General features: G+C 65.6%; 15 protein-coding genes. All 15 read left to right on the forward strand.

The features are described 5' to 3' along the window. Positions 1–9: 9 nt before the first annotated feature. The 15 genes from GFK26_RS29855 to GFK26_RS29925 all read left to right on the forward strand — a co-directional run bounded on the left by GFK26_RS29855 (position 10) and on the right by GFK26_RS29925 (position 17,196). On the forward strand, positions 10–897 hold the full coding sequence (locus GFK26_RS29855) for an SMP-30/gluconolactonase/LRE family protein (RefSeq protein WP_153285146.1): 888 nt from the start codon (positions 10–12) through the stop codon (positions 895–897). 44 nt (positions 898–941) lie between these two features. Continuing rightward, a complete protein-coding gene (locus GFK26_RS29860; RefSeq protein WP_101492117.1) occupies positions 942–1,919 on the forward strand; it encodes a TRAP transporter substrate-binding protein in 978 nt (325 codons plus the stop codon). A 129-nt stretch (positions 1,920–2,048) separates the two neighbouring features. Next, a complete protein-coding gene (locus tag GFK26_RS29865; RefSeq protein ID WP_056582957.1) occupies positions 2,049–2,537 on the forward strand; it encodes a TRAP transporter small permease in 489 nt (162 codons plus the stop codon). Positions 2,538–2,545: 8 nt separating this feature from the next. Next, positions 2,546–3,841: a TRAP transporter large permease gene (locus GFK26_RS29870; RefSeq protein ID WP_153285147.1), complete on the forward strand. Its 1,296-nt coding sequence runs from the start codon at positions 2,546–2,548 to the stop codon at positions 3,839–3,841. Positions 3,842–3,863: 22 nt separating this feature from the next. After that, positions 3,864–5,435: a galactarate dehydratase gene (gene garD / locus GFK26_RS29875; RefSeq protein ID WP_153285148.1), complete on the forward strand. Its 1,572-nt coding sequence runs from the start codon at positions 3,864–3,866 to the stop codon at positions 5,433–5,435. An 18-nt stretch (positions 5,436–5,453) separates the two neighbouring features. Continuing rightward, positions 5,454–6,215 carry an SDR family NAD(P)-dependent oxidoreductase gene (locus GFK26_RS29880; protein WP_153285149.1) on the forward strand — a complete coding sequence of 254 codons (762 nt, stop codon included), beginning with the start codon at positions 5,454–5,456 and terminating at the stop codon, positions 6,213–6,215. 55 nt (positions 6,216–6,270) lie between these two features. After that, the gene (locus GFK26_RS29885; protein WP_153285150.1) at positions 6,271–7,251 is read left to right on the forward strand and encodes a tripartite tricarboxylate transporter substrate binding protein; all 981 of its coding nucleotides are present in this window, start codon (positions 6,271–6,273) and stop codon (positions 7,249–7,251) included. A 26-nt stretch (positions 7,252–7,277) separates the two neighbouring features. Beyond that, positions 7,278–8,270: a Bug family tripartite tricarboxylate transporter substrate binding protein gene (locus tag GFK26_RS29890; protein WP_153285151.1), complete on the forward strand. Its 993-nt coding sequence runs from the start codon at positions 7,278–7,280 to the stop codon at positions 8,268–8,270. A gap of 356 nt (positions 8,271–8,626) precedes the next feature. After that, positions 8,627–9,472, forward strand: coding sequence for an archaetidylserine decarboxylase (gene asd / locus GFK26_RS29895; RefSeq protein WP_153285152.1), 846 nt, complete (start codon positions 8,627–8,629; stop codon positions 9,470–9,472). A gap of 189 nt (positions 9,473–9,661) precedes the next feature. After that, positions 9,662–10,090 (forward strand): winged helix-turn-helix transcriptional regulator, encoded by a 429-nt coding sequence (locus tag GFK26_RS29900; protein WP_153285153.1) that lies wholly within the window; start codon positions 9,662–9,664, stop codon positions 10,088–10,090. Between the two features lie 78 nt (positions 10,091–10,168). Next, positions 10,169–10,519, forward strand: a complete 351-nt coding sequence (locus GFK26_RS29905) for an FKBP-type peptidyl-prolyl cis-trans isomerase (protein WP_056582943.1) — start codon at positions 10,169–10,171, stop codon at positions 10,517–10,519. 261 nt (positions 10,520–10,780) lie between these two features. Then, entirely contained in the window at positions 10,781–11,317 is a 537-nt protein-coding gene (gene grpE / locus GFK26_RS29910) for a nucleotide exchange factor GrpE (RefSeq protein ID WP_319360339.1), read from the forward strand. Positions 11,318–11,438: 121 nt separating this feature from the next. Further along, positions 11,439–13,379: a molecular chaperone DnaK gene (dnaK, locus tag GFK26_RS29915; RefSeq protein WP_153285154.1), complete on the forward strand. Its 1,941-nt coding sequence runs from the start codon at positions 11,439–11,441 to the stop codon at positions 13,377–13,379. A gap of 100 nt (positions 13,380–13,479) precedes the next feature. Continuing rightward, positions 13,480–14,619: a molecular chaperone DnaJ gene (dnaJ, locus tag GFK26_RS29920; protein ID WP_095744576.1), complete on the forward strand. Its 1,140-nt coding sequence runs from the start codon at positions 13,480–13,482 to the stop codon at positions 14,617–14,619. A gap of 654 nt (positions 14,620–15,273) precedes the next feature. Beyond that, a complete protein-coding gene (locus GFK26_RS29925; RefSeq protein ID WP_153285155.1) occupies positions 15,274–17,196 on the forward strand; it encodes a PrkA family serine protein kinase in 1,923 nt (640 codons plus the stop codon). The last annotated feature ends 14 nt before the right edge of the window (positions 17,197–17,210 follow it).

Genomic DNA, 17,210 nt, shown 5'->3' on the forward strand with positions numbered 1-17,210 from the left:
CGGCACCCGATGCAAGCCGAACTCGTTCTCGACGCGCGCAACGGCACGGGCGAAAGCCCCGTGTGGCTGGCCACGGAGCAGGCGCTCTACTGGGTCGACATTCCCGCGCGCACGCTCAACCGCTGGCACGCTGGCGAAGGCCATGCGAAGTGGCAGGCCGATGAAATGATCGCCTGCATCGCACCGCGTGCCGGCCAGCCCGGCGAGTGGATCGCAGGCATGGAAAGCGGCCTCTTCTCGCTGCGCCCGCGCACCGACGGCACGCTCGCAGCCACGCCGCTCGCCGCGGTGGCGCACGCCGCGCCGGGCATGCGCTTCAACGACGGTCGCTGCGACCGGCAGGGCCGCTTCTGGGCCGGCACGATGCTGCTCGACATGGCCGCCGGCGCACGCGTCGGCCGCCTGTACAGCTACGGTGCGGGCAACGACAGCGCGACGCTGCAACTCGACGACCTGATCGTGCCCAACGGCCTGGCCTTCAGCCCCGACGGCCGCACGATGTACCTGTCGGACTCGCACCCGAGCGTGCAAGCCATCTGGGCCTTCGACTACGACACCGACACCGGCACGCCGCACAACCGCCGCGTGTTCGTCGACATGCAGCCCCTGCCCGGCCGCCCCGACGGCGCGGCGATGGACGTCGACGGCTGCTACTGGATCTGCGGCAACGACGCCGGCCTGGTGCACCGCTTCACGCCCGACGGCCGGCTCGACCGCTCGCTCGCCGTGCCGGTGAAGAAGCCCGCCATGTGCGCCTTCGGCGGCCCAAACCTCGACACGCTGTTCGTCACCTCGATCCGCCCCGGCGGCATCGACCTGTCGGACCAGCCGCTGGCCGGCGGCGTGTTCGCGCTGCGCCCCGGCGTGGCCGGCGTGCCCGAGCCGGCGTTCGGCTGACCCCTTTCTTTCTGTTTACGACAACCACCAAGAGGACGAGACAAATGAAGCTCTACAAGACACTCATCGCACTTGCTGCCGGCGCTGCAGCCGCGTTGACCACCCTGGCTGCAGGCGCCACCGAGTTCCGCTCGGCCGACATCCACCCCGACGACTACCCCACCGTGACCGCCGTGAAGTTCATGAGCGAACGGCTCAAGGCGTTGTCCGGGGGCAAGCACAGCATCAAGGTCTTCAACAACAGCGCGCTCGGCAACGAGAAGGACACGATCGAGCAGACCAAGATCGGCGCGCTGCAGATGGTGCGCGTGAACATCGCGCCCATGAACAACATCTGCCCCGAGACGCAGGTGCCGACCATGCCCTTCCTGTTCCGCTCGGTCGACCACCTGCACAAGGTGCTCGACGGCCCGGTCGGTGAAGAAATTCTGAAGTCGTGCGAGAAGCAGGGCTTCGTGGGCCTGGCCTACTACGACAGCGGCGCGCGCTCGATGTTCACGGCCAAGAAGGCCGTGCGCAACTTCGCCGACATGAAGGGCCTGAAGGTCCGCGTGCAGCAGTCCGACCTGTGGGTGTCGATGCTCGAAGCCATGGGCGCCAACGCCACGCCGATGCCCATGGGCGAGGTGTACACGGGCCTGAAGACCGGCCTCATCGACGCCGCGGAAAACAACTACCCCACCTACGAAAGCGCGCGCGCCTTCGAGGTCGCCAAGTACTACAGCAAGACCGAGCACTCGATGGCCCCCGAGATGCTGCTGTTCTCCAAGCGCGTGTGGGACAAGCTCTCCACCGAAGAGCAAGGCTGGCTGCGCCAGGCCGCCAAGGAATCGGTGCCCTACATGCGCAAGCAGTGGCAGGAGCGTGAAGTGAAGTCACTGGCCACGGTGAAGGCCGGCGGCGCCGAGATCATCGACGTCGACAAGGCCCCGTTCCAGGCCGCGATGAAGCCGGTGTACGACAAGTTCATCACGGACGCGAAGCTCAAAGACCTGGTCAAGCGCGTCCAGGACACGAAGTAAGCCCCTCGCCGTATTGGCTCCTTCCCCGCTGGGGAAGGCCGGGATGGGGCACGACGGCGCTCATGCATGCGCCGCGCGCCCACCCCAACCCTCCCCAGAGGGGAGGGAGGAAGACACAGAAGAACCTTCATGTACACCAAACTTTGCCGCACGCTCGCCCGTGCCTGCATGTGGATGGGCATCCTCGGTCTCGTCGCGGTGATCTGCGCCGTGAGCTGGCAGGTGTTCGGCCGCTACGTGCTCAACAACACCCCCACCTGGGCCGAAAGCCTCGCGCTGCTGCTGGTGCTCTACGTGACCATGCTGGGCGTGGCCGTGGGCGTGCGCGACGCGGGCCACATCGGGCTTGAATCCTTCCTCGTGCTCGCACCCGACTGGCTGCGCCTGAAGATGGAATACCTCATCCACGCGCTGATCCTGCTGTTCGGCCTGGCCATGGCCTGGAACTGCGCCTCGCTCGCCGAATCGGTGTGGGACTACCGCCTCCCCACGCTGTGGATTTCCGAAGGCTGGAAGTACGTGCCCGCCGCCGTGTCGGGCGTCCTCATCGTGATGTTCTCGATCGAACACATCATCGCGCTCGCTCAAGGCCGCGAAGTCGAACCCGCCTGGGGCTGAACCTCATCATGACGACCCCTCTTCTCATTCTTTGCCTCTCGTTCACGCTGTTCCTGCTGCTCGGCGTGCCGGTGGCGTTCTCGATCGGCCTGTCGGCCCTGGCCACGCTGCTGTACGAAGGCCTGCCACTCGCGGTGGGCTTCCAGCAGATGACCTCGGGCATGGGCATCTTCTCGTTCCTGGCCATTCCGTTCTTCATCTTCGCCGGCGAGCTCATGCTCTACGGCGGCATCGCGGACCGCATCGTCAACTTTGCGCGCAACCTCGTGGGCCACGTGCGCGGCGGCCTCGGCATGTCGAACGTGGTGGCCTGCACCTTGTTCGGCGGCGTCTCGGGCTCGCCCGTGGCGGACGTCTCGGCCATGGGCGCCGTGATGATCCCGATGATGAAGAAGGAGGGCTACCACGCCGACTACGCGGTCAACGTGACGACGCACGCGGCCCTAGTCGGCGCGCTGATGCCGACGAGCCACAACCTCATCATTTACTCGCTCGCAGCGGGCGGCAAGGTGTCGATTGCGGCGCTGATCCTGGCGGCGCTGCTGCCGGCGGCCGTGCTCACCATCAGCAACCTCGCGGCGGCCTACCTCGTGGCCGTGAAGCGCGGCTACCCGGCCGGCAAGTTCCCGGGCTGGGAGATCGTGGCGCGTTCGTTCGCGGCGGCATTGCCGGGCCTGTTCATCGTGGTACTGATCCTCGGCGGCATTCTGTCGGGCATCTTCACGGCGACCGAATCGGCGGCGGTGGCGGTGCTCTATGCGCTGGCGCTGACGATCTTCGTGTACCGCACGCTGAAGTGGGAGCACTTCATCAAGGCGGCCGCGAAGGCGGTGCGCACCACGGGCGTGATCCTGCTGCTCATCGGCATCTCGAGCACCTTCGGCTACCTCATCAGCCTGTACGGCGTGGCCCAGCTCACGGGCGAGCTGCTGTCGCAGATCACGACCACGCCGTGGATGATCTTCCTGCTCATCAACGTCATCCTGTTCGTGCTGGGCACCTTCCTGGACATGGCCGCGACGATCCTGCTGTGCACGCCGATCTTCTTGCCGATTGCGCAGCACTACGGCATGACCTCGGTGCAATTCGGGGTGGTGATGCTCATCAACTGCGCGCTCGGCCTGAACACGCCGCCCGTGGGCACCACCCAGTTCGTGGGCTGTGCCATCGGCGGGGTGTCGGTGGGCACGGTGATGCGAACGATCTGGCCCTTCTACGGCGCATTGATCTTTGCGCTCGGGGTCGTTACCTTTGTTCCCGCGTTTTCCACCTGGCTCCCGGGCCTGTTCATGGTGGTGAAGTAAAGACAGAAGAAAGGGCCTCCCGATGGCCGATGCGAACACCCGACCGCCGCTGTACATCCGCATCCACGCGGCCGACAACGTCGCCATCGTCGCGAACGACGGCGGCCTCAAGGCCGGCACGGCCTTCAACGACGGCCTCGTGCTGGTCGACACCGTGCCCCAGGGCCACAAGGTTGCGCTGACCGACCTGGCCGAAGGCGCGGCCATCGTGCGCTACAACGTCGTGATCGGCTATGCGCTCAAGGCGCTGCCGCGCGGCAGCTGGGTGCATGAGCGCGTGATGCGCATGCCGGTCGCACCCGAACTCGACGGCTTGCCCATCGCGACCGTCAAGCCCCCTGCCCTGCCGCCGCTCGAGGGCTACACCTTCGAGGGCTACCGTAACGCCGACGGCTCGGTGGGCACGCGCAACATCCTGGCCATCACACAGACCGTGCAGTGCGTGGCCGGCGTGACCGAGTTCGCCGTGCAACGCATCAAGGCCGAGCTGCTGCCGAAGTACCCGAACGTCGATGACGTGGTGGCGCTGGAGCACACCTACGGCTGCGGCGTCGCCATCGACGCGCCTGACGCCATCGTGCCGATCCGCACGCTGCGCAACATCAGCCTCAACCCGAACTTCGGCGGCGAGGTGATGGTCGTGAGCCTGGGCTGCGAGAAGCTGCAGCCTGAGCGGCTGCTGCCGCCCGGCACCATTCCCATCACCGACCAGCGCGGCGCGCCTGCTGAAGATCTCGACGTGGTCTGCCTGCAGGACGATACGCACGTCGGCTTCATGTCGATGATCGATTCGGTGATGCGCCAGGCCGATGTGCACCTCGCGCGCCTCAACAAACGCCGGCGCGAGACAGTGCCTGCGAGCGAACTCGTCGTGGGCGTGCAGTGCGGCGGCAGCGACGCTTTTTCGGGCGTCACCGCCAACCCGGCCGTTGGCTTCTGCACCGACCTGCTGGTGCGCGCGGGCGCCACCGTGATGTTCTCGGAAGTGACCGAGGTGCGCGACGGCATCGACCAGCTCACCTCGCGCGCGTCCACGCCCGAAGTGGCCGACGCCATGATCCGCGAGATGGCCTGGTACGACGCCTACCTGCACCAAGGCCGCGTCGACCGCAGCGCCAACACCACGCCCGGCAACAAGAAGGGCGGGCTGTCGAACATCGTCGAGAAGGCGATGGGCTCGATCGTGAAGTCGGGCTCGGCGCCGATCACCGGTGTGCTCGCGCCCGGCGAGAAGGTGAAGCAGAAGGGCCTGATCTACGCCGCCACGCCCGCCAGCGATTTCATCTGCGGCACGCTGCAACTCGCAGCGGGCATGAACCTGCATGTGTTCACCACCGGCCGCGGCACGCCCTACGGGCTGGCCGAAGTACCGGTGATCAAGGTCGCCACGCGCAGCGACCTCGCACGCCGCTGGCACGACCTGATGGACGTGAACGCAGGCCGCATCGCCGACGGCGAAGCCAGCATCGAGGACATCGGCTGGGAGATGTTCCGCCTGATGCTCGACGTGGCCAGCGGGCGCAAGAAGACCTGGGCCGAGCACTGGAAGCTGCACAACGCGCTGGTGCTGTTCAACCCGGCACCGGTCACCTGACATCGAAAGGAAGCATCCATGGAAGACCTCAAGGACAAGACAGCCCTCGTCACCGGTGCCAGCACCGGCATCGGCGCGGCGGTGGCCATCGCCTTTGCCGCGCGCGGCATGCGCGTGGCGGTGCACTACAACAGCTCGGCCGATGCGGCCAACGGCGTGGTCGACACCATCCGCGCGGCCGGCGGCACGGCCTTCGCGCTGCAGGCCGACGTGCGCGACACGGCCGCGATCCGCGCCTGCGTGCAGGAAACGACGGCGCAGTTCGGCCGCATCGACGTGCTCGTGAACAACGCCGGCAGCCTGGTCAAGCGCATGCCCATCGCCGAATTCGACGATGCGCTGTTCGACGAAGTGATGCACATCAACGCGCGCTCGGTGCTGGCTTTCTGCCGCGAGACGGTGCCGCAGATGCGCAAGCAAGGCAGCGGCGCCATCATCAACGTGACCTCGGTGGCCGCGCGCACCGGCGGCGGTCCTGGTGCCTACCTGTACGCGGGCGCCAAGGGCTTCGTGAGCACCGCGACGCACGGCCTGGCCCGGGAACTGGTGGGCGACCGCATCCGCGTGAACGCGGTGGCGCCCGGCGTGATCCAGACGCCGTTCCAGGACCGCTTCTCGACGCCCGCGATGCTCGAAACCTTCAGGACCGGCATCCCGATGGGGCGCCTGGGCACGGCCGACGAATGCGTGGGCGCCTTCCTGTACCTCGCGTCCGAACAGCTCTCGGGCTACGTGACAGGCCAGGTGCTCGAGGTGAACGGCGGGCAGTACATGCCCTGACGCCTGCGCCCTCCCCTGCGCCACACCACAGATCAACAACGGAGACAGAGACACCATGCAAAGAAGCCAGTTCGTCCGCGGCATTGCCGCCCTTTCGGCCACCGCCGCCCTCTCGCTCGGCCTGGCCGCGCCCGCCGCAGCGCAAGCCAACGACTTCCCGAACCGCACCATCGAGCTGCTCGTGCCCTACCAGCCCGGCGGCGGCACCGACGGGCTGGCGCGCGCGTTTTCCGAAGCCAGTCGCAAGCACATCTCGCAGAGCATCGTGATCGTCAACCGCCCCGGCGCAGGCGGCGCCATCGGCTGGACCGAGGTGATCAACGCCAAGCCCGACGGCTACAAGCTCGCGGTGCTCACGGTGGAGCTGCTCACGCTGCCGCACCTGGGCCTGGCCAAGTTCAACTACGACGACTTCCAGCCCATTGCGCAGCTCAACGCCGACCCGGCCGCGATCACCGTGAAGGCCGATGCGCCGTGGAACACGATCGAAGAGTTCCTGGCCGCGGCGAAGAAGTCGCCCGAGGGCATTCGCGTGGGCAACTCGGGCAACGGCTCGATCTGGCACCTGGCCGCCGCCGCGCTCGAAGACAAGACCGGCACCAAGTTCGGCCACATCCCCTACCAGGGCGCGGCGCCCGCCGTGCTGGCGCTGCTGGGCGGCCACATCGAAGCCGTGGCCGTGAGCCCCGCCGAAGTCACGACGCATGTGCAGGGCGGCAAGCTCAAGGTGCTGATGGTGATGGCCGACAAGCGCGTGAAGGGCTTCGACAAAGTCCCGACCGCGAAGGAGCGCGGCATCGACCTGTCGATCGGCACGTGGCGCGGCCTGGGCGCGCCGAAGAACACGCCGCCCGAAGTGATGGCCAAGCTGCGCGAGATCACCGCCAAGACCGCCGCCGAGCCGCTGATGCACGAGGTGATGGACAAGCAGAACCTGGGCTACGTCTACACCGACGGCGCCGTGTTCAAGGAAACGCTCGCCAAGGACAACGCCTACTTCAAGGCGCTGATCACCAAGCTCAACATCAAGCCGTGAACGCCCCACGACAAGGAGACACTGCCATGCAACGCCGCACACTCATCCAGTCCGCCCTCGCCGTTTCGCTCGCCGCGGCCCTGCCCGCCTTCGCGCAGGGCGGCAGTACCTGGCCCACGGGCAAGGCCATCACCTACCTCGTGCCCTTCCCCGCGGGCGGCACCACCGACGTGCTGGGCCGCCTCATCGGGCAGAGGCTCGGCACCGCGCTCGGCACGAGCGTGATCATCGACAACAAGGGCGGCGCCGGCGGCAGCGTGGGCTCCGAGATCGGCGCGCGCGCCGCGCCCGACGGCTTCACGCTGGTGGGCGGCACGATCAGCTCGCACGCCATCAACGTGAGCCTGTACCCCAAGCTGGGCTACGACCCGCAGAAGTCGTTCGCGCCCGTGACGCTCATCGGCACCAACCCGGTCGTGCTGGTGGTGAACCAGGCCAGCCCCTACAAGACGCTGAAGGACGTGATCGCCGCGAGCAAGGCCAAGACCGGCGGCCTCTCGTCGGCTTCGGCGGGCACGGGCACCTCGCAGCACCTGGCGCTGGAGCTGCTGGGCTTCAAGTCGGGCGTGAAGTTCACGCACATCCCCTACAAGGGCAGCGGCCCGGCGATCCAGGACGTGATCGGCGGACAGGTCGACATGATGTTCGACACCACCGTGGTGGCCGGCCCGCACATCCAGAGCGGCAAGCTGCGCGCCATTGCCGTCACCTCGGCCAAGCGCCTGGCCTCGATGCCCGACGTGCCCACGGTCGCCGAGTCGGGCGTGCCCGGCCTGCAGGACTTCGAGGTGGTGTCGTGGCAGGCGATCTTCCTGCCCGCCGGCGCGCCCGCCCCCGTGGTCGAGCGCCTGCACACCGAGATCCGCAAGATCCTCGCGACGCCCGAGATGCAGGACAAGCTCAAGGGCTTCGGCATGGAGCCCGCCGACCTGACGACCGCGCAGATCGCAGCCTTCCAGAAGGCCGAAGTGGAGAAGTGGGCGCAGGTGATCAAGGCCGCAGGCATCAAGGCCGACTGACCCGCCCCCTCAGCTGCGGCGCCCGACAACATCCACACCCCCACAAGCGCCCGGTGGGCGGTGTGGTGCGGGCGGCCCCTCTGTGCCGCCGAGGCGCGCAGCGTTTCGCGGATCAGGGCTCGCAGCTGTCTGAGCGGAACGAAGTGGAGCGAGTTCTGCGAGCCCCCGCGAAACGCGAGCACCGCAGGGCAGCCGCGCAGCGGCCGGCACAGTGGGGCCGCCCGCACCGCACCGCCCACCGGGCGCGTGCCCCGCAAAGAGCGGACCCTCGCGAACCAAGGGAAGCTTCCTACGCTCCCCGAGGGAAGCGCTTTATAGAATGCCCGTCCGATTCCGCATTCCAGGCCCTTCACAACGTGTCCGATCGCTCCGCAGTTCTGCCCCAATACCTGTTCCCCAAGCAGGCCCTGACCAATTTCGCCGGCTGGGTCGCAGGCAAGGAACGAGGCGCGGTCACCACCTGGATCATTCGCCGCTTCGTTGCCAAGTACGGCGTCGACATGGGCGAAGCGCTCGAGTCCGACATCCATCACTACAAGAGCTTCAACCAGTTCTTCACGCGCGCCCTCAAGCCCGGCATGCGCCCGCTCGCGCAGGCCGACCTCGTCTGCCCCGTGGACGGCGCCATCAGCCAGTTCGGCGCCATCGAGGGCGACCAGATCTTCCAGGCCAAGGGCCACAACTACACGACCACCGCGCTGGTCGGCGGCGACGCGGCGCTGGCCGCCAAGTTCGCGCACGGCAGCTTTGCCACGCTGTACCTGAGCCCCAAGGACTACCACCGCATCCACATGCCCTGCGACGGGCGCCTGGTGCGCATGATCCATGTGCCCGGCGACCTGTTCTCGGTCAACCCGACCACCGCGCGCGGCGTGCCCGGCCTGTTCGCGCGCAACGAACGCGTGGTGTGCGTCTTCGAATCGGCCAACGGCCCCTTCGTGCTCGTGCTCGTGGGCGCCACCATCGTGGGCAGCATGGCCACCGTGTGGCACGGCGTGGTCAACCCGCCGCGCGTGGGCGAGCTGCGCGAGTGGCACTACAACGACCAGCAGATCGACATCAAGAAGGGCGACGAGATGGGCCGGTTCTTGCTCGGCTCCACCGTCGTCATGCTGTTCCCGGCGCCCGCGCTGGCCTTCAACCCGGACTGGTCGCCCACCCGCGCGATCCGCCTGGGCGAAGCCATGGCCAACTACGCCTGATTTGTGAGGCTTTGTCTCGAAACCCGCATGCTGCATGCCTGCACAGCTATAAAACCAGTAGCATCCTGATCCTTCGCGCTATAGTCGTCGGCCAGTCAGACGGTCCATGACGACCAATCACAAACAAGAGTGCGCCGCCCCGGCCCGCCCCCGGCCGACGGTCCGCCCAGCTTCGAGGAGATGATGTCGATGAGTACCAAGGAAAACGCAGCCATCAGCCAGTTGCTCGCCCTGCTCGAAGCCCGCTACGCACTGCGTGTGCTCTGGGCCCTGCGCGACGGCCACGCCCAAACCTTCCGGCTGCTGCAGGACAGCGTCGGCGGCATCACTCCCAACACCCTCAACACCCGCATCAAAGAGTTGCGCGAAGCCGGCGTCGTGAGCCACGGCAGCGACGGCTACTGCCTCACGCTGAGCGGGCAGGACCTGCTCAAGCGCCTGTCCGACCTGCAGGCCTTCGCCGCCAAATGGCAGTTGGGGCAGAACAAGAAGGCCGCGGGGCCGGCCGCCGCTCAGCCGGCCTCTGCCGAGGCGCCCGCACCTGTGACGCCCGCGCCTTCCGCACCCGACGCAGCACCTCCCGCCACGACGCCGTCCGGCTCCGGCAGCCAGGGCTGACGCGGGGGCCGTTCGAGCCTCGGTAAACTCCGCGGCTCCGATTCCTCTCCCCTTTCATCGACGCAAGGAGCGTTTCCCATGCCCACCACCCCCTCCGGCCTGCAATACGAAGACACCGAAGTCGGCACCGGCGCTGAAGCCAAGGCCGGCCAGCACGTGCATGTGCACTACACCGGCTGGCTCTTCAACGACGGCGTGCAAGGCGCCAAGTTCGACTCCAGCCGCGACCGCAACGACCCCTTCGCGTTCTCGCTGGGCGCCGGCCAGGTCATCAAGGGCTGGGACGAAGGCGTCGCCGGCATGAAGATCGGCGGCAAGCGCACGCTGATCATCCCCGCTGCGCTGGGCTACGGTGCCCGCGGCGCCGGCGGCGTGATCCCCCCGAACGCCACCCTGAAGTTCGACGTCGAACTCCTCGACGCACATTGATTTAGCTCGCCCCCAGGCTGCGCGGCACTTCGTGTCCGCTGCGCCAACCCCCTACCGGGGGCGACACCAGCGGCCCGGCAAAGCCGGTTCCGCGGTGTCTCTCGCGAAAGTCACTTCGCCCCCTCTTGCGGCCGTTTTGGCCGCATTTTTACGCTTGAAAAGCCCTAGACCAGCCCCAAGTGGCTGGCTGTGTTTGTTTTCCGGCGCACGCCGGTTCTTTGAAAAATGTCTGACCCGCAACAATCCGCACAGAATTCTCAAATGCTGCAAGGCGAGCCCAGTCCCGAAGAACTGGAGGCCGCGCACGCCGCCAACGAAGCCGAGGCGCTCGACGCCCTGGCCGTGGCACAAGGCGAGCTGGCTGCCCTGCAGGCCAAGAACGTCGAACTGGCCGACCAGTACCTGCGCGCCCAAGCCGACGTGCAGAACGCCCGCCGCCGCGCCGACGACGAGATCACCAAGGCCCGCAAGTTCGCGGTCGAAGCCTTTGCCGAGAGCCTGCTGCCGGTGACCGACAGCCTCGAAGCGGGCCTGGCCATCAAGGACGCCACACCCGAGCAGATCCGCGAAGGCGCCGAAGCCACGCTGCGCCAGCTCAAGAGCGCGCTCGAACGCAACAAGGTGATCGAAGTGGCCCCCGCCGCCGGCGACAAGTTCGACCCGCACCTGCACCAGGCCATCTCGATGGTGCCCGCCGATCAGGAAGCCAACACCGTGGTCGGCCTGCTGCAGAAGGGCTACACCATCAACGAGCGCGTGCTGCGCCCGGCGCTGGTCACCGTGGCCGCGCCCAAGTAAAAGCAAAAGCGGCATCGGCCCACAAGATTCCCACAGGAAATCCCCGCGTCATCCCTTGAATCACGCCGGGTTATCCACAAGTTCATAACAACATATTTTTCCGAATTTCAGGAGTAAGAACATGGCAAAGATCATCGGCATCGACCTCGGCACCACCAACTCGTGCGTGTCGATCATGGAAGGCAACACCACGCGTGTGATCGAGAACTCGGAAGGTGCCCGCACCACGCCGTCGATCGTCGCGTACCAGGAAGACGGTGAAGTCTTGGTCGGTGCCTCGGCCAAGCGCCAGGCCGTCACCAACCCCAAGAACACGCTGTACGCGATCAAGCGCCTGATCGGCCGCAAGTTCGAGGAAAAGGAAGTCCAGAAGGACATCGACCTGATGCCCTACACCATCGCCAAGGCCGACAACGGCGACGCATGGGTGGAAGTGCGCGGCAAGAAGATGGCCCCGCAGCAGGTCAGCGCCGACATCCTGCGCAAGATGAAGAAGACCGCCGAAGACTACCTCGGCGAAACCATCACCGAAGCCGTGATCACGGTGCCGGCGTACTTCAACGACGCACAGCGCCAGGCCACCAAGGACGCCGGCCGCATCGCGGGCCTGGACGTCAAGCGCATCATCAACGAACCCACCGCTGCGGCCCTGGCCTTCGGCCTGGACAAGCAGGACAAGGCCGACCGCAAGATCGCCGTGTATGACCTGGGCGGCGGCACCTTCGACGTGTCGATCATCGAAATCGCGGACGTCGACGGCGAAAAGCAGTTCGAAGTGCTGTCGACCAACGGCGACACCTTCCTGGGCGGCGAAGACTTCGACCAGCGCATCATCGACTACATCATCGGCGAGTTCAAAAAGGAACAAGGCGTTGACCTGGGCAAGGACGTGCTCGCCCTGCAACGCCTGAAGGAAGCCGCTGAAAAGGCCAAGATCGAGCTGTCGAACAGCGCGCAGACCGACATCAACCTGCCGTACATCACGGCCGATGCATCGGGTCCGAAGCACCTGAACATCAAGCTCACCCGCGCCAAGCTCGAGAGCCTGGTCGACGAGCTGGTCGAGCGCACCATCGCGCCTTGCCGCCTGGCCATCAAGGATGCCGGCATCAGCGTGAACGACATCAACGACGTGATCCTGGTCGGCGGCATGACCCGCATGCCCAAGGTGCAGGAAAAGGTGAAGGCCTTCTTCGGCAAGGAGCCGCGCAAGGACGTGAACCCCGACGAAGCCGTGGCTGTCGGCGCCGCCATTCAAGGGCAAGTGCTCTCAGGTGACCGCAAGGACGTGCTGCTGCTCGACGTGACCCCGCTGTCGCTGGGCATCGAGACCATGGGTGGCGTGATGACCAAGATGATCACGAAGAACACCACGATCCCGACGAAGTTCGCGCAGACCTTCTCGACCGCCGAAGACAACCAGCCGGCCGTGACGATCAAGGTGTTCCAGGGCGAGCGTGAAATCGCTTCGGGCAACAAGGCCCTGGGCGAGTTCAACCTCGAGGGCATTCCGCCGGCATCGCGCGGCACGCCGCAGATCGAGGTGAGCTTCGACATCGACGCCAACGGCATCCTGCACGTCGGCGCCAAGGACAAGGGCACCGGCAAGGAAAACAAGATCACCATCAAGGCGAACTCGGGCTTGAGCGAAGACGAGATCCAGAAGATGGTGAAGGACGCCGAGCTCAACGCCGACGAAGACAAGAAGAAGCTCGAACTCGTGCAGGCCCGCAACCAGGGCGAAGCCATGGTGCACAGCGTGAAGAAGTCGCTCGGCGAGCACGGGGCCAGCCTCGAAGCCGCCGAGAAGGACGCGATCGAAGCCGCGATCAAGGACGTCGAAGAAGCCCTCAAGGGTGAAGACAAGGCCGTGATCGAGGAAAAGACCAACACGCTGATGACCGCGAGCCAGAAGCTCGGCGAGAAGATGTATGCCGAATCGCAGGCCGCCGCGGCCAGCGCTTCGGCAGCCAGTGGCCCGGCAGGTTCCGAAGCCTCCGCCAGCGCGCAGGCCGACGACAACGTGGTCGACGCCGAAGTCAAGGAAGTCAAGAAGGGCTGATCTTCAGTCCCTTGCACAAGGCTGGAACACCTGAACAGGTGCTCCAGCCTTTCTCGCTTCCAGTTCCCCGAGTTCCTGCCGCCCGACCGAATCTGCTGACATGGCCACCAAACGCGACTACTACGAAACCCTCGGCGTTCCCAAGAACGCCAACGAGGACGAAATCAAGAAGGCTTATCGCAAGCTCGCGATGAAGCACCACCCCGACCGCAACCACGGCGACACCAGCAAGGACGCCGAGGCCAAGTTCAAGGAGGTCAAGGAAGCGTACGAAATGCTGTCGGACGGCCAGAAGCGCGCCGCCTACGACCAGTACGGCCATGCCGGCGTCGACCCCAACATGCGCGGCGGCCCGGGCGCGGAAGGCTTCGGCGGTTTCGCGGAAGCCTTCGGCGACATCTTCGGCGACGTGTTCGGCGGTGGCGGCCGCGGCCGCACCAGCAGCGGACGCCAGGTGTTCCGCGGCAGCGACCTGAGCTATGCGATGGAAGTCACGCTCGAGGAAGCCGCCGAGGGCAAGGACGCCCAGATCCGCATTCCGAGCTGGGACGACTGCGGCACCTGCCACGGCTCGGGCGCCAAGCCCGGCACCAAGCCCATCACCTGCACCACCTGCCACGGCGCGGGCGCGGTGCAGATGCGCCAGGGCTTCTTCAGCGTGCAGCAGACCTGCCCGACCTGCCACGGCAGCGGCAAGATCGTTCCCGACCCCTGCACCGTGTGCCACGGCCAGGGCAAGATCAAGAACAACAAGACGCTCGAAGTGAAGATTCCGGCCGGCATCGACGACGGCATGCGCATCCGCAGCACCGGCAACGGCGAGCCCGGCACCAACGGCGGGCCGCCCGGCGACCTGTACATCGAGATCCGCCTCAAGAAGCACGACCTGTTCGAGCGCGACGGCGACGACCTGCACTGCGTGGTGCCCGTGAGCGTCACCACGGCGGCGCTCGGCGGCGAGATCAACGTGCCCACGCTCAAGGGCGCGGCCGCCATCGACATTCCCGACGGCACGCAGAGCGGCAAGCAGTTCCGCCTGCGCGGCAAGGGCATCAAGGGCGTGCGTTCGAGCTACCCGGGCGACCTGTACTGCCACGTGCGCGTGGAAACGCCGGTGAAGCTCACCGAGCACCAGCGCAAGCTGCTCAAGGAACTCGACGAATCGCTCAAGAAGGGGGGCGAGAAACACAGCCCGACCGACAAGGGCTGGTTCGACAAGGCCAAGGAATTCTTCAGCTGATATTGCTGCTGACGCGCTGACGGCCTTCGTCAGCGCCGGGCCGACGCCCTGTCGGCCCGCAGCGTGCCCTCTTTCGGCCGCCGCCGCCTTCCGGTGGCGCGCCAGGCACGCGAACGGTGCTCCCCGCACCGTTGCGGAACGCGCCGACCGGCGCCCGCGCTTTCTTCCCACGTTTGCATGCGCCAGCCACCCGCTGTGGAAGTGGCGCGGGGATTGCTTTAATCTTTTTTTGGATATGCAATAAACCAAACGACAGGTCGTGCGTTATTGATGAAAGGCATCGGCTTTATTGAACCCGGGTTCAATTAGGAAACCTGTTCGCCGGAGAATTGCAATGAGGACGATAGCCATTCGGCATAGTCATTTCATCCGGGGACAATTACGCGAGCGCGAGCTTTTCAATTTAGCAGAAACGCCAAAAGCAGTTGCGCATTTTTCGAGGAACTTTACTTGCGAGAGGGGTTCAGAATAAATAAAACATTTGCCTGGTTCTTTCTTTGCTTTATGCTGATTGAACCGATTCAGTAGACAGTGTGTAAGGGAGTTTTCCACGGCATACGGCCATGGGCGGGGCCCCTCTTCCAAGAGGAGCGACGCAGTCTCTGGCTGTAGGCATCGGGGTCAAAAGCCCCGCCGACCTAAGGAGGCGCGACCATGGACGTGATCAGCAACTTTGCAGCCCGCTACGAACGCACCCGCGAGGAAGTTCTCTCGCTGCAGGAATATCTGGATATCTGCAAACGCGATCCGACGGCATATGCAACGGCCTCCGAACGAATGCTTCAGGCCATTGGCGAACCGGAACTGGTAGATACCCGCAATGACCCCCGTCTTTCGCGGATCTTCGCGAACAAAGTCATCAAGATCTATCCGGCGTTCAAGGAGTTCTATGGCATGGAAGATGCCATCGAGCAGGTGGTGTCCTATTTCCGCCACGCCGCGCAGGGCCTGGAAGAAAAGAAGCAAATCCTTTACCTGCTGGGCCCCGTCGGCGGCGGCAAGAGCTCGATCGCCGAGCGCCTGAAGCAGCTCATGGAGCACGTGCCCTTCTATGCGATCCACGGCTCCCCGGTGAACGAATCGCCCCTGGGACTGTTCGACACCCTCGAGGACGGTGAGATCCTCGAGAAGGAGTTCGGCATCCCCGTGCGCTACCTGAACCGCATCCTGTCGCCCTGGGCCGTGAAGCGGCTCGAGGAGTACGGCGGCGACATCCGCCAGTTCAAGGTGGTCAAGCGCTACCCCTCGGTGCTGCGCCAGATCGCGGTCGCCAAGACCGAGCCGGGCGACGAGAACAACCAGGACATCTCCTCGCTGGTCGGCAAGGTCGACATCCGCAAGCTCGAAACCTACGCCCAGGACGACCCCGACGCCTACGCCTACTCCGGCGGCCTGTGCCTGGCCAACCAGGGCCTGCTCGAGTTCGTGGAAATGTTCAAGGCGCCCATCAAGGTGCTGCACCCGCTGCTCACGGCCACGCAGGAAAGCAACTTCAAGGGCACCGAAGGCTTCGGCGCCATTCCCTTCGACGGCATCGTGCTGGCGCACAGCAACGAGAGCGAGTGGAAGGCGTTCCGCAACAACAAGAACAACGAGGCTTTCCTCGACCGGATCTACATCGTCAAGGTGCCGTACTGCCTGCGCGCCTCTGAAGAGATCAAGATCTACGAGAAGCTGGTGCGCAACTCCTCGCTGGCCAAGGCCCCGTGCGCGCCCGGCACCTTGCGCATGATGGCGCAGCTGTCGGTGCTCACGCGCCTGAAGGAGCCCGAGAATTCCAGCACCTTCAGCAAGATGCAGGTGTACGACGGCGAGAACCTGAAAGACACCGACCCCAAGGCCAAGTCGATCCAGGAGTACCGCGACTACGCGGGCGTCGACGAAGGCATGAGCGGTGTGTCGACGCGTTTCGCCTTCAAGATCATCTCCAAGGTGTTCAACTTCGACAGCACCGAGGTGGCCGCCAACCCGGTGCACCTGATGTATGTGCTCGAGCAGCAGATCGAGCGCGAGCAGTTTCCGCCGGAAACCGAGCAGAAGTACATCAGCTACATCAAGGAGCTGCTGGCGCCGCGCTATGCCGAGTTCATCGGCAAAGAGATCCAGACCGCCTACCTGGAAAGCTACAGCGAGTACGGCCAGAACATCTTCGACCGCTACGTGACCTACGCCGACTACTGGATCCAGGACCAGGAGTTCCGCGACGTGGACACCGGCGAAGTGTTCGACCGCGCCTCGCTCAACGCCGAACTCGAGAAGATCGAGCGGCCCGCCGGCATCGGCAACCCGAAGGACTTCCGCAACGAGATCGTCAACTTCGTGCTGCGCGCACGGGCCGGCAACGCGGGGCGCAACCCGGCGTGGACCAGCTACGAGAAGCTGCGCGCAGTCATCGAGAAGAAGATGTTCTCGAACACCGAAGAGCTGCTGCCGGTGATCAGTTTCAACACCAAGAGCAGCGCCGACGAGCAGAAGAAGCACGAAGACTTCGTGACCCGCATGGTCGAGAAGGGCTACACGGCCAAGCAGGTGCGCCTGCTCTGCGAGTGGTACCTGCGCGTACGCAAGAGTTCGTAGCGGACAGCGGGAAC

The sequence above is a fragment of the Variovorax paradoxus genome, assembly GCF_009498455.1.
Taxonomy (GTDB): Bacteria; Pseudomonadota; Gammaproteobacteria; order Burkholderiales; family Burkholderiaceae_C; genus Variovorax; species Variovorax paradoxus_H.